The following is a 12,795-nucleotide window of genomic DNA, read 5'->3' as shown; positions in this document are numbered from 1 at the left end:
TTCGGTGAACACCGGTGAGGTCCGCATGAGGTCCAGGCCCATACCGGTCCACTGGGTACCGTGCCCGGGGAACACGAACACCGTCCTGCCGGGGGTCTCACCGACCCGGCCGGTCACCGTCTGCGCCGCGGCCTCGTCCGCGGCCACCGCCGCAAGCCCGGCCAGCAGTTCCTCGCGGTCGGAGCCGAGCACGACCGCGCGCTGCTCGAAGGCCGACCGCGTGGTCAGCAGCGACCAGCCGACGTCGGCGACGCCGAGCTGCGGCCGCTCCTCGACGGCGGCCCGCACCGCGGCGGCCTGCTCGCGCAGGGCGGCCCGGTCCCGCGCCGACAGCACCCACGGCACCACCTGCCCGGCGGCCCCGTCCGGCTCCGGCGGCGCGGCGGGAGCGTCGGCCCGCGGGGCCTCGCCCACCACCACATGGCAGTTGGTGCCGCCCATGCCGAACGAGTTGACGCCGGCGAGCAGCGGTGCGTCGGGCCGGGGCCACGGCCCCGCCTCGGTGCGCACCTCGATGTTGAGTGCCTGCGGGTCGATGGCCGGGTTCGGCGTCCGGTAGTTCAGGCTCGCCGGGATCCGGCGGTGCCACACGCTCAGCGCGGTCTTGATGAGGCCGACGATCCCTGCCGCGCCCTCCAGATGACCTACGTTGGTCTTGGCGGAACCGACGTGCAGCGGCCCGTCCGTGCGGGCCGCCCCGAGCGCCGCACCGACCGAGGCGGCCTCGATCGGGTCGCCCACCTTGGTGCCGGTGCCGTGCAGTTCCACGTACTGCACCGTGCCGGGCACGAGCCCCGCGCGGTCGTGCGCCAGCCGGATCACGTCCCGCTGCGCGTCGGCGCTGGGCACGGTCAGTGCGTCGGTGGCCCCGTCGTTGTTCACCGCCGAGCCGTGGATCACGCCGTAGACCCGGTCGCCGTCGGCCAGCGCCCGGGCCAGCGGCTTGAGCGCGACGAAGCCGCCGCCCTCGCCCCGGACATAGCCGTTCGCACGCGCGTCGAAGGTGTAGCAGCGGCCGTCCGGCGACAGCCCGCCGAACCGCTCGGTCTCCACCGCCGATGCCGTCGCCAGGTTCAGGTTGACGCCGCCGGCCAGCGCCATGGCCGACTCGCCCGACAACAGGCTCTCGCAGGCCAGGTGCACGGCCACCAACGCCGACGCCTGGGCGGCGTCCACGGTCAGACTCGGCCCACGCAACCCGAGCGTGTAGGAGATCCGGTTGGCGATGATGCCGCGGCGGGTCCCGGTCAGCGAGTGCGGGCCGACGGCATCGGGGCCGTGCTGGTGCAGCAGGGCGGTGTAGTCGTCGCCGATGGCGCCCACGAAGACACCGACCGGGGCACCGGCCAGGTCGGCGGGGACGATCATCGCGTCCTCCAGCGACTCCCAGGCGAGTTCCAGCATGAGCCGCTGCTGCGGGTCCATGCTCGCGGCCTCGCGGGGTGAGATCCCGAAGAAGGCCGCGTCGAACCGGTCCACGTCGTCGAGGAACGCGCCGTGGCGGAGCCCGGCACCGAGCCCGGCCGCGCCGGGCCAGCGGTCGGGCGGGGTCTCCGCGACGGCGCTGCGCCCCTGCGTCAGCAGCCGCCAGAACGCCGACGGGTTCGGCGCCTGGGGCAGGCGGCAGGACAGTCCGACGATGGCTATCGCGGCGCCCGGTTCGGGGAGCGGTCCGCCGGAGAGGGTGACGTCATCGGTCATGGGTCCTGGCCGCCTTCCTCGCACAGCTGGTAGATCTCAGGTGACATGGGGAACAGAGCGGCCAGGCGGATTCCGGGCCGCTCCGCACATTGCCGGAACCGGCGACTCAGTCCTCCATGAAAAGAGTCGCCACGCAGATCGTGGTGTGTTCGTCGGGCCGTTCGACGAACTTGAACGTTCGCGTCCCCGTCTTTCCGGCATAGCGTCCGCTGACGCCGATCGCGGGGAAACTGTTGACGCGGAACTCGGTGCCGTTCGGGTCCTCCTGGGCCACCGTGCCGGTCCAGCTGATGACTCCGTCGGCGAGTTTCTCGGTAGCGGTCATCAGCTGCATCAGACCGCCGTCCTCGGGGTTGCCGTACACCACCGACATGCCCTCCGACGTGGACACCAGGTTGCCGTCGGCGTCGTACAGCTCCTCGGTGAAGGTCAAGTGGTGCCCGACGCCCGGGCGGGTCTCCCGGTGCACCGTGGTGTGGCAGATCTCGCGGAGATTCTCCAGATACATGGAAATCAGTTCTCCCCATCGGACGGCGGCAGTGCGTCGGTCCTGTCCGGGACCATCGAGAAATCATGGTCAACAGGCCTTAATTGGACCTAAGAAAGGCCGGGGGCACCGGCCCGAAAAAAGGCAGGCGGACACCCGGGCGCGTCACACGCGCGGATGTCCGCTGGCTGGTTCCCCGTCAGATCACGTGCACCTCGGGCACGTAGAGGATCCAGCGGCCGCCCGACTGCTGGAACTCCTGCTCCTTGGCCATGATCTCCTCGGCGTGGTTCCACGCGAACAGCAGCGCGTAGTCCGGGTAGGGCTCGCTGAACGCCGTCGGCGGCCGGACCGGGAGGTGCATGCCCGGCGTCAGACGGTTCTGCTTGTCCGGTGTCGTGTCGCAGACGAACGACACGAGGTCGGAGCCGATGCCGCAGAAGTTGGTCACCGTGGCGCTCTTCGCGGTCGCGCCGTACCCGACCACGCTGCGGCCCTCCACGCGCAGCCGGGTCAGCAGCGCCTTCAGGTCGTCCCTGATCTTCGTGACGTCCGCGGCGAACGCCCGCAGCGTGTCCAACTCGCCGAGCCGCTGCTCACTCTCCTCGGCCAGCAGCCGCGCCACGGCCTGCGACGGCGTGCGCGCGCCGCTGCGGGCGAGCCAGTAGCGCACCTCGCCGCCGTGCACGGGCAGCCGGTCCACGTGTACCAGCTCGAAACCGAACCGCGCGGCCGCGGCCTGCACGGAGTGGGCGGAGAAGACGAAGAAGTGCTCGTCGTAGATCTGGTCGAAGGACGTCTTGGCGACGACGTCACCGAGGTAGGGATCCTCGAACACGAACACGCCGTCCGGGGCGAGCATCGCGTCCACCCCGCGGAACACCGAGTCCAGGTACGGGATGTGGCACATGGTGTTCGCCGCGTAGATGACGTTCGCCGGTCCCTCCGCGGCGCGTACCTGCTGCGCGGTCGACTCCTCGAAGAAGTCGGTGCGGACCCGCACTCCCTTGGCCCGGGCCACCTCGGCCACCCCGCTGGAGGGCTCGAAGCCCAGGTGCCGTACGCCGGCGTCCTGGACGGCCCCCAGCATGATGCCGTCGTTGCAGCCGATCTCGACCACGAACGGGTCGGCCCCGGTCAGCTCGGTGTCGAGGAAGTGCTGGGCGAGCTTGGCGAAGTGCTCGCGCATCACGGAGGAACCCGAGGAGTGGTACGGGTACTCCTCGTGGAACATCAGGTCCCGCGGGACCTCCTCGGTCAGCTGCACCATGCGGCAGGCACCGCACTGGCCGACGGCGAGCCGGTAGAAGAACTCGCCGTCGAGGGCGTCCGGCAGCAGGAAGCGGTCGGACAGCGGCTGGCGGCCCAGGTCGAGGAACTCCACCACCTCGCCACCGCAGACACGGCAGGCGACCGGTGCGGTCACATCGGCTGGATCGGTCATGATCGAACTCCTATGCGGTGAGTCAGAGCTCCGCCAGTACCTCGCGCAGCGCGCTGATGACCTTGTCCTGGAGATCCAGGGGCAACGACGGGTACATGGGCAGGGAGAAAACCTCGGTGGCGAGCCGCTCGGTGACCGGCAGCGAGCCCTTGGCATAGCCGAGACGGGCGAAGCCGCTCATGGTGTGCACCGGCCACGGATAGCTGATGTTCAGCTCGATGTCGTACCGCTTGAGCCGCTCGATGATCTCGTCGCGGCGGGGATGGCGGGCGACATAGACGTAGTACACGTGCTCGTTGCCCGGCGCCACGGACGGCAGCAGCAGCCCGCCGGGGCCGGTCAGGTCGCCCAGGCCCTCCTCGTACCGCCTGGCGATCTCCCGGCGGCACGCGATGTAGCCGTCGAGCCGGCGCAGTTTGGTGCGCAGGATCTCGGCCTGGATCTCGTCGAGCCGGCAGTTGTGCCCCGGCGTCCGCACGACGTAGTAGACCTTGTCCATGCCGTAGTAGCGCAGCTGCCGCAGGGTCTTGTCGATGTCCGGGTCATCGGTGAGGACGCCTCCGCCGTCGCCGTAGGCGCCGAGCACCTTCGTCGGGTAGAAGGAGAACGCGGCCGCGTTCCCCATCGTCCCGGCCGGCCTGCCGTGGTGACGGGCGCCGTGCGCCTGGGCGCAGTCCTCCAGGACGGACAGCCCGTGCTCGGCCGCCAGCCGCTGCAGCGGGGCCATGTCGACGCACTGGCCGTACAGGTGGACCGGCAGCAGCGCCTTGGTGCGCGGGGTGATCGCGGCGGCGACCTGCTCGGTGTCCATGAGGAAGTCCTCCTCGCGGACATCGACGAAGACCGGGGTGGCGCCGGCACCGTCGACGGCGATCACGGTGGGGGCCGCGGTGTTCGAGACGGTGATCACCTCGTCGCCGGGGCCGATGCCCAGCGCCTGGAGGCCCAGCTTGACGGCGTTGGTCCCGTTGTCGACACCTACGCAGTGTGAGACCCCGTGGTACGCCGCGAACTCGGTCTCGAAGCCGTGCACACTCCTGCCGAGAATCAGCTGCCCGGACTCGAAGACCGTCTCGACGGCTTCGAGCAGATCCGCCTTCTCCTGCCGGTACTCAGGCAGGTAATCCCATACGCGAGTCGTCATGATCCTCACCGTGAGTCGGGTCAGGATGCGGTTGCATCCGCGGAGTTTCCGGTCTGGCTGGAGCGGAGAGCCCAGGCGCTCATGTAGTTGTTGTCCCGCTCGATCCCCAGCGCCCGCGCGCTCAGGAAGTCCACGGCGTCGGCGTAGGCGTAGGGCTGCATGAAGCCGCCGGCCCGCACGTCCCGGTAGAGCCGGGACAGCGGGTGGGCCGCCGTGAACGAGGCACCGCCGACCAGGGTGAGGCAGTCGTTGACGATCGCAGGGGCCAGCTGGTTGACGGTCAGCTTGGCGCACTGGAAGGGCTGCATCATCTGCCGGCCGCGCTCGACGGGGTCCATGGACAGGTCCGCGCTCAGCGCGTCGGCGGTAGCCAGCGCCGTGGCGGCGGTGGCCCGCAGCGCGTACAGCCGGGCGCCGAGATCCGCGACGAGGGTGCGCGCGGCGGCGGCCGGCGGCTCGGAACGGCGTGTGAGCGCCCCCACCGCCAGGTCGTAGGCGCCCTGCGCGACACCGACGTAGGCGCCGAGCATGGCGATCGAGCTGACCGTCTGCCCGGCGAGCACCGCGTCGTTGCGGGCGCCGACCAGATCGCGTACGAAGACGTCCCCGGCGGGGATGGGACAGTTGTCGAAGACGATGTCCACGGTGCCGGAGGCCCGCATTCCCAGGCCGTCCCAGTTGTCCAGCACGCTGAAGCCGGGGGTGTCGCGGGTGACGACCGGTGACACCAGCCGCGGCGCCTCACCCGGCACGTCCGTCTGGGCGTTGATGACGAAGTGAGTGCCGATGGGGGCCATGCTCACCAGCGTCTTGCGGCCGGACAGCAGCCATCCGCCCGACCCGTCGGGCGACAGCCGGGTCACCGTCGTGTGGTGGTCCTTGATGCCCGAACACACCACCGCCTCGCCCGCCACCATCATCCGCAGCAGCCGCTCGGCCAGAGCGCGCGCCCGGGGACCGCCGTGCCGCCACTCGTAGCCGAGGGTGAGGCCGCGGCTGAACTGCATGTGCAGCGCGAGTGCCGTCGAGGCGTCGGCGTGCGCGACGTGCACGAGCACGGCCGCGACGTCGTACAGCAGGTCGACCCCCAGTCCGCCCAGTTCGGCGGGGACCGTCGCGCCCATCAGACCGTCCTTGCGGAAGGCGTCGAACGTGTCGGCCGGGAAGCTGCCGCTGCGGTCGTTCTCCGCCGCGGTGGCACGTATGCGCGGCAGGTAGTCGGTGAGCCGTTCGAGCAGGGTGCGGCCCGCGGGGGTGACCGGCTCCTGGAGGCCCGTCGGCGGGACCTGGTATGCCGTCAGTGTGGACATGACGCTCCGTTCGGGCGGTTATTTCTTCAGCGGTTCCCACCAGGACCGGTTCTCGCGGTACCAGCGGACCGTGTCGGGCAGCCCCGACTCCAGACCGGTGCGCGGCCGGTATCCCAGCTCGGTGCGGATCTTCGTCCAGTCGACCGAGTAGCGCTTGTCGTGCCCCGGCCGGTCGGCGACGTGCTGGACCGAGGACCAGTCCGCTCCCAGCTCCTTCACCAGCCACGTGGTGAGGTCGCGGTTGGTGAGTTCGGTGCCGCCGCCGATGTTGTAGATCTCGCCGGGCCTGCCGCCCTCCACCACGAGCTGGACGGCCCGGCAGTGGTCGTCGACGTGCAGCCAGTCGCGCACGTTCCCGCCGTCGCCGTACAGCGGGACGGGGACGCCCTCCAGCAGATTGGTGATGAACAGCGGGATGATCTTCTCGGGATACTGGTAAGGGCCGTAGTTGTTCGAGCACCGGGTCACGCACACGGACAGCCCGTAGGTGCGGTGGTAGGAGCGCGCGATGAGGTCGGCGCCGGCCTTCGAGGCCGAGTACGGCGAGTTCGGCTCCAGCGGCTCGCTCTCCGTCCACGAGCCGACCGGGATCGAGCCGTACACCTCGTCCGTGGAGACCTGCACCACCCGCCCCACCCCCGCGTCCAGGCAGCCCTGCAGGAGGGTGTGGGTGCCCTGGACGTTGGTGTGCATGAAGTCGTCCGCGCCGGCGATCGAGCGGTCGACGTGGGACTCCGCCGCGAAGTGCACCACGACGTCCGCGCCCGGCAGCACCTGAGCCAGTACCTCGGCGTCGCAGATGTCCCCGACCACCAGCTCGAACCGGCGGTCGTCGCTCACCGGCGCCAGGTTCTGCGGGTTTCCGGCGTAGGTCATCTTGTCCAGGACGACGACACGGGCGTCGGCAAAGGCCGGATACGCACCCGTGATCATCTGACGCACATAGTGCGACCCGATGAATCCGGCGCCCCCGGTGACCACCACCCGTTGGTTCAACGACATGTCACCGCACTCGTCTCAGATGATTTGCCCGAAATGGCCATGACGTACCGGCCGTAGCCGGACCGGGCGTGCTTGCTGCCCAGGGCGTAGCAGGCGTCCGCGTCGATGTACCCCAGGCGGAGCGCGATCTCCTCCAGGCAGCCCAGCCGCTCGCCCCGGCGCTCCTCGGCGCGGACGAAGGCGGCGGCGTCCAGCAGCCCGTCGTAGGTGCCGGCGTCCAGCCAGGTGGCGCCGCTGCCCAGCGAGTGGATCCGCGCCCGGCCCTGTTCGAGGTAGATGCGGTTCACATCGGTGATCTCCAGCTCGCCGCGCGCCGACGGGGTGATGTCGCGGACGACGTCGACCACGTCGTTGGAGTAGACGTACAGGCCGGTGACGATCTCCGAACTGCGTGGCCGGGACGGCTTCTCCTCGAGGCCGACCAGACGCCCTTCGGAGTCCTTCTCAGCCACCCCGTAGGGCCTCGGGTCGGGCACCGTGTGGCCGAAGAGCGTACAGCCGTCGACGTCGGCCACGGCGCGGGCCAGAAGGTCCGGCAGGTCCGGGCTGGAGAAGATGTTGTCGCCCAGGATGAGGGACACCGGATCGGCGCCGATGAAGCCGGCCCCGATCCGGAACGCGTCGGCGATCCCGGCGGCCTGCACCTGTTCCGCGTAGGTGATGTCCAGACCGAGTTCCGCACCGTCACCGAGCACCTTCCGGAACATCGGAAGGTCCGTGGGCGTCGAAATGATGAGGAACTCTCGTATCCCGCCCAGCATCAGCGTGGACAGCGGATAGTAAATCATGGGCTTGTCGTAAACCGGGAGCAATTGCTTGGAGAAGGCAACGGTCAGCGGGTGAAGCCGCGTTCCTGTCCCCCCGGCCAGAATTATTCCCTTCACTGGCTGCACCTCTGCTACCTGAGCTCGGGCATCGGAATGCTGAAACGGACCGGTTTGTCGTCGTTCACAGGACGCTCACCGGGCTGGGCTGTGGGCAGTGGCGCCGGGCGGTGCCCCAGCGCCGTGACACCGGCCGCTCCACGAGCACGAACAGCAGCCGTGACGCCACCAGCGAGATGAGGAACATCAAGGCGATCCAGCCGATGCCGGCGACCGGGGACAGGAAGTTCCGCATTCCCATCTCGTGGCGGGCGCGGATGAGCACCAGCAGGTGCACCAGGTACAGAGCGAAGGAGGTCTCACCGAGCCAGATCATGAAGCGGCCGGTGAGCCACGAGCGGCCCTTGTCCACTTCCCTGCTCGCCACCGCGGGGACGAGTAGCGCCACGGGTACGAGCGTCACCGCGTCCAGCGAGTAGTTGTAGGGCACGTAGGACGCGGCCGCGTACCCGACGGCGAGCAGCACCGCGGCGGTCGGCTGCCCGATGCCGATCCAGCGTCCGGCCAGCACGATCCGCGCCATCAGGATGCCGAGCACGAAGTCGAGCAGCCGCATCGGTGGGAAGACGTAGACGAACCAGTACTGGTAGATCGGCTCGTGGAAGCCCTCGCCGCCGAACCACAGCTGGAACCTCGGCTGCGTGGGCAGCAGTTGCGACGCCAGCGGCACGCACAGCACGAGGACCACCACACCGCCGGCCCACCACCACAACCGGTCGGCCGGGATGCGCCTAAGCGGCCTCAGCAGGAACGGGAAGAGAGCGTAGAACAACACCTCGCAGGAGAGCGACCAGGTGGCGTAGTTGAAGCTGAGGAAGACGTCCATCCTCGGCACCCACGCGTGCAGCAGCGTCACGTTGAGCACCGCCGGGACCGCCGCCGCCGTGAGGGAGGCGTAGAGCAGCACCGACGCCACGAACGTCACGACGTGGTTGGGAAAGATCTTGAAGAACCGCCGCCGCCAGAACTGCCGCACGCCGTCGTCCTCACGCGCCGACCAGGTGAGGATGAAACCGCTCAGCACGAAGAAGAAGGTGACGGCCACCGAACCGATGTGCGTCGTGATCCGGTAGAACGGATCGGGTTCCAGGCCCTTCGTACGGAAGACCCGCATGCTCCCCGCATGGAAGAGGAACACCGCGAAAGCCGCGAAGAACCGTAACCCGGTCAGCGAGTCAAGCCTTCTCGCTCTGTGCTCGTCCACGTCGGCCATGTGCGCGCTCCTGTTCAGGGCTGGTCGCCGTTCACACAGCCGACCGAGGCCGGTCGGCTCGGGGGTCGTCCGTTCATGGTCACCGGGACCGCTAAAACCGGTCTTGCTCCCGCCTAACCCCCATTCGTTCGGCAGGCGGGAGACCCCCGGTCAGACGCGGGCCGCGGCACGTGCCTGCACCGACCGGATCACTTCCCGCGCGATCAGGTCGACTTCGTCGTCGGTGAGGGACTGGTGCGCCGGCAGCAGCAGGGCCGTGTCCGACACCTTGTCCGTCACCGGCAGTACGGCCTCCGTGGCGCCGTAGCGCTTGACCCTGTGCAGCGGGTAGTAGCGCCAGGAGGTGTAGATGCCCCGGGCCAGCAGATCCTCGCTCACGCCGTCGCGGACGGCGGCGGTGTCGAACCGCACCCAGTAGAAGTAGTGCGTCGACAGATGCCCCTCCGGAAGCGGCGGGGGGACGCGGACGCCCCGCACACCCGACAGCGCCCGGTCGTACCGTCGGCCTATCTCCCGGCGCCGGTCCACGAACCCGGCGAGCCTGCCCAACTGCACCTTGCCCATCGCGGCGGTCATGTCGTTGCCGACCAGGCGCCGCCCGATGTCCTCGATCTCGAAGCTCCACCACACGTGCGGCGACCTGGCGGCGGTGGTGAACGAACTGCGGTCCTCCAGACCGTGGTACGCCAGCCGCCGCGCCCTGCGGGCCACCTCGGGATCCCGCACGTACACCATGCCGCCGTCACCGGTGGTGATGACCTTGCGGGAGTCGAAGCTCCAGATGCCGAAGTCGCCGAAGGTGCCGCACATCCGGCCGTGCGCACTGGAGGCGACCGAGACGGCCGCGTCCTCGATGAGCGCGATGTCTCGTTCCGCGCACAGCTGGGCGATCTTCTCGACCTCGCCGGGATAACCGCCGTAGTGCAGGACGATCACCGCCTTGGTGCGCTCGGTGAGCACCGCGAGAACGTCCTCCACCCGCGGATTGAGGACCTCCTCGTCGATGTCGCAGAACACCGGCCGGGCCCCCGCGTCCACCACGCAGTTGGCGTTGGCGACGAACCCGTTCGACGGCAGCACGACCTCGTCACCGGGCCCCACGCCCACCAGTTCCATGGTGAGGAAGAGGCCCGAGGTCGCCGAGTTGAGGAACATCACGTTCTCGGCCGGCACCCCGAGGTGCCGGGCGAACATCTCCTCGAACTCCTCCGTCTGCGGCCCCGACCCCAGCCACTTGCTGTCGAACACGGAACTGATCGCCGCGAGTTCCTCTGCCCCGACACACGGCTGGGTCACATTAATCATCAAACGTCTCCAGATCGAGCAGGACGGTGGTGGCGACAGACCGGACCATGCACGCTGTCAACCGGGACGCCGTGCACAGGAATATGCCGAGTTTTCTGCGCCCTGCTAAAAATCCCCTAAACCTTGTCAGGGGCTCCTGTTTTAGCGCCATTTCAGGCACTGCGGATATTCATCGGAGATCACGATGGCCCGACCGGGGGCATCCGGTGACCAGTGAACCCGGAGGCAGCATGACCGACAGCGGCAGTGCAATCGACACCGCGGTTTTCGACGACCGCCTCGCCAATTTCCAGACATGGCAGGAAACACCGTGGGGGCAACTGCGCTACTCGGTGGTGGCGGCCAATCTGGCCCGCCACATCGGGAACGCCCCCCTGCGGGTGCTGGACGTGGCCGGCGGCAACGGCAAGGAAGCCGTCCGGCTCGCCCTGCTCGGCCACCACGTCACCGTCTTCGATGTGGCACCGGTGTCCCTCGCCGACGCGCAGAAACTCGCCGCCCAGCACGGGGTGTCGGACCTCATCGAGATCCGCGAGGGAGACGCGCACGATGTGCCCGAGGTCTTCGCGGGCCAGGAGTTCGACCTGCTGCTCTGCCACAACCTCCTGCAGTACGTTCCCGACCGTGCCGAGGTGTTCCGGGGGATCACGACCCGGCTGAAGCCGGGCGGCCTGCTCTCCGTCGTCTGTCCCAACGCCTACGCCGTCCCCCTGGAGGCCGCCGTACGCGAACTCGACCTCGACGCGGCCCGGCGTGCGGTGGACGCCAGGACAAAGCCCAACGTCGTGTACGGCAAGGACATCCCGGTTCTGACCGCCGACGAGATCGCTGACCTGTACCGGGCCGCCGGCCTCGACGTCGTCGGCACCCACGGCGTGATGAACGTCTGCAACCTCATCGCCGACAACGAGATCAAGTACGACCCGGAGTTCTTCAGCCGGCTGGAGGAACTGGAGATCGCCCTGGCCGGCCGCACGCCCTATCCGTCCACCGCGCGTATGTTCCACCTGATCGGGCGACGTCCCAGCTGATCGCATTCGGCAACTGCGAAGGGTTCCAGTCATGCGGGTTCTGATCACCTCGGCCACGTTCCGCTCGCACCTGTATCCGCTGATTCCGCTGGCGTGGGCCTTGCGCGCCGCGGGACACGACGTGCGGATCGCCGTCCAGCCGTCCCTCCTCGGCGACGTGACCGCCGCCGGCCTGGCCGCCGTCGAGGCGGGCCGCGGCCCGGACTTCATGAGCGAGCTGAAGAAGTCCATCGACTCGGGCGGCGGCACACCGCCCGGCACCGCACCGAGCATCGACAAGATCGTCGTTCCGCACATCCGCATCGCCGAGGCCGTCCTGGACGACCTCGTCCCGTTCGTTCGGCACTGGCAGCCGGACCTGGTGGTGGCGGACCCCGCAGCGTTCGCCGCGCCCGCCGTCGCCAAGGCCGCCGGCGTGCCGCTGGTCCTGCACACCTGGGGGCCGATGCCCGACCAGCTGTGGGCCGACCTCACCTCCGAGCGCGCGGTGCGCGACAACTGGCCCAAGGACCTGGTGGCATACCTCGACAACTGGGACGTCGAACTCGGCCCCGAGTACGCGGACCTGGTGGTGGACCCCTGCCCGGACGAACTGCTCGCCGTCCGGATGGCGAAGCGGCAGACGGTGCGCTATGTCCCGTACAACGGCGGGGTCGTGGCACCGCCCTGGCTGGACGAGCCCAAGCGACGGCCGCGGGTGTGCATCACCTGGGGGACCACCAGCGAGTTCATGGGGCCTGAGGTGCTCAAGCCGCCGCTGCTGGCCATCGAGGCGCTGGCCGGCCTCGACGTCGAGATCGTGGCGGCCCTGGGCAAGGCCGGCCGGGAGCTGCTCGGCGATGCCGGTGAGCAGGTCCGCGTGGTCGACTGGATGCCGCTGTCGATGCTGATGCCGGCCTGCGACGCCCTCATCAGCCAGGGCGGCCCCGGCACGGTCCTGGCCGCCGTCGCGCACGGCGTACCCCAGATCGTCGTCCCGCAGATCAGCGCACAGCCGCTCGGCGCGGAACTGCTCACGGCCAGCGGGGCCGGGCTGACGCTCAGGCCCGACACCCTCACCGCCGACGCCGTCGTGGAAGCCGTCACCGAACTGCTCGACGGCGACTGCGTCCGGCCCGCCGCGCAGACGCTGGCCGAGCGCAACGCCGCCCGGCCCAGCCCGACCCAGATCCTGCCCGCGCTGGAGGCGCTCGCGGACGCCGCGCGGTAGCGCGGAACACCGGCCGCGGCGCCGTACGCCGAAAGGGCCTGCCCCCGAAGATCCTCGGGGCAGG

Annotated in this window: 11 protein-coding genes; 2 read left to right on the top strand and 9 right to left on the bottom strand. The window is 69.5% G+C overall.

Features of this window, described 5'->3' with window-relative positions; translation table 11 throughout:
* From ACZ60X_RS35290 to ACZ60X_RS35250, 9 genes are all read right to left on the bottom strand, one after another.
* Positions 1–1,701 (bottom strand): type I polyketide synthase (locus ACZ60X_RS35290; protein ID WP_469607471.1); only part of this gene is annotated, 1,701 nt, incomplete at its 3' end.
* Positions 1,702–1,807: 106 nt separating this feature from the next.
* Complete coding sequence (locus tag ACZ60X_RS35285; RefSeq protein ID WP_469607468.1) at positions 1,808–2,209, bottom strand: allene oxide cyclase barrel-like domain-containing protein; 402 nt, start codon at positions 2,207–2,209, stop codon at positions 1,808–1,810.
* Positions 2,210–2,387: 178 nt separating this feature from the next.
* The gene (locus ACZ60X_RS35280) at positions 2,388–3,632 is read right to left on the bottom strand and encodes a methyltransferase domain-containing protein (RefSeq protein WP_469607465.1); all 1,245 of its coding nucleotides are present in this window, start codon (positions 3,630–3,632) and stop codon (positions 2,388–2,390) included.
* A gap of 22 nt (positions 3,633–3,654) precedes the next feature.
* Positions 3,655–4,776 carry a DegT/DnrJ/EryC1/StrS family aminotransferase gene (locus tag ACZ60X_RS35275; protein WP_469607463.1) on the bottom strand — a complete coding sequence of 374 codons (1,122 nt, stop codon included), beginning with the start codon at positions 4,774–4,776 and terminating at the stop codon, positions 3,655–3,657.
* 20 nt (positions 4,777–4,796) lie between these two features.
* Positions 4,797–6,086 (bottom strand): acyl-CoA dehydrogenase family protein, encoded by a 1,290-nt coding sequence (locus ACZ60X_RS35270; protein WP_469607459.1) that lies wholly within the window; start codon positions 6,084–6,086, stop codon positions 4,797–4,799.
* 18 nt (positions 6,087–6,104) lie between these two features.
* On the bottom strand, positions 6,105–7,088 hold the full coding sequence (gene rfbB, locus ACZ60X_RS35265) for a dTDP-glucose 4,6-dehydratase (RefSeq protein ID WP_469607457.1): 984 nt from the start codon (positions 7,086–7,088) through the stop codon (positions 6,105–6,107).
* Positions 7,079–7,972 carry a glucose-1-phosphate thymidylyltransferase RfbA gene (gene rfbA / locus ACZ60X_RS35260; RefSeq protein WP_469607501.1) on the bottom strand — a complete coding sequence of 298 codons (894 nt, stop codon included), beginning with the start codon at positions 7,970–7,972 and terminating at the stop codon, positions 7,079–7,081. Before rfbA ends, rfbB begins: the two co-directional genes overlap by 10 nt.
* Positions 7,973–8,036: 64 nt before the next feature.
* Positions 8,037–9,185 carry an acyltransferase family protein gene (locus ACZ60X_RS35255; RefSeq protein WP_469607454.1) on the bottom strand — a complete coding sequence of 383 codons (1,149 nt, stop codon included), beginning with the start codon at positions 9,183–9,185 and terminating at the stop codon, positions 8,037–8,039.
* A gap of 150 nt (positions 9,186–9,335) precedes the next feature.
* On the bottom strand, positions 9,336–10,490 hold the full coding sequence (locus tag ACZ60X_RS35250) for a DegT/DnrJ/EryC1/StrS family aminotransferase (protein WP_469607451.1): 1,155 nt from the start codon (positions 10,488–10,490) through the stop codon (positions 9,336–9,338).
* A 230-nt stretch (positions 10,491–10,720) separates the two neighbouring features.
* On the opposite strand from ACZ60X_RS35250, the gene ACZ60X_RS35245 reads away from it, so the two are divergent.
* Together ACZ60X_RS35245 and ACZ60X_RS35240 are read left to right on the top strand one after the other, a co-directional pair.
* Complete coding sequence (locus ACZ60X_RS35245; RefSeq protein ID WP_469607447.1) at positions 10,721–11,521, top strand: class I SAM-dependent methyltransferase; 801 nt, start codon at positions 10,721–10,723, stop codon at positions 11,519–11,521.
* 31 nt (positions 11,522–11,552) lie between these two features.
* Complete coding sequence (locus tag ACZ60X_RS35240; RefSeq protein WP_469607444.1) at positions 11,553–12,731, top strand: nucleotide disphospho-sugar-binding domain-containing protein; 1,179 nt, start codon at positions 11,553–11,555, stop codon at positions 12,729–12,731.
* The last annotated feature ends 64 nt before the right edge of the window (positions 12,732–12,795 follow it).

This window comes from Streptomyces sp. NPDC104106 (genome assembly GCF_055584345.1).
The sequence above is the reverse complement of the archived record's forward strand: the minus strand, read 5'-3'. Positions and strand labels throughout refer to the sequence as shown.